The 459-nt window shown below is 44.2% G+C and carries 1 pseudogene; it reads right to left on the bottom strand.

Going from position 1 to position 459, the window contains the following annotated elements:
• Positions 1-31: 31 nt before the first annotated feature.
• Positions 32-459: pseudogene (locus tag RMT89_RS41110) on the bottom strand (hypothetical protein); the annotation flags it as partial.

Below are 459 nucleotides of genomic sequence, written 5' to 3'. Positions count from 1 at the left end.
GATCAAGTCGCAGTAAGCCTTACTCAGGTTGCTAGTGAGACGACATCAAGTGATGTTGAAGCTGTTCAAGTTGTGCTTGGCTAAGACGCCCTGATTCTTGAGTCTGCACCTCTGCTTTTAACCGATCCAGCGTTTGAGCGCTGATTTCTCGCCCTTGTTGGTCACGCGTTTTTCCATCAACAATGAATCGATTTCCTTCAAGGTAATCGGCGTTAATGACATCACTGTAAGGGCTATTGACATAAAAACGGTAAGATTGGTTATTGATGAACGAGCCTTGTTTACCTGCAGCGGCATAAGGACTTTTACGGAATAGGTAGTTAAAACGAACATTGTCGATGGCCAGATTATTATCTAGTATCAAAGCACCTGGATTAAAGTTGTCGCTAAATCCGTCCATATTATTACGAAAAGCGATACTGTTTTTGACCACATGCGCCACGGGCAAACCTTCGCCCC

The organism is Streptomyces sp. P17 (assembly GCF_032436805.1).
Lineage (GTDB): Bacteria > Actinomycetota > Actinomycetes > Streptomycetales > Streptomycetaceae > Streptomyces.
Note: the sequence above shows the minus strand (reverse complement) of the source record. Positions and strands in the feature narration are given on the sequence as shown.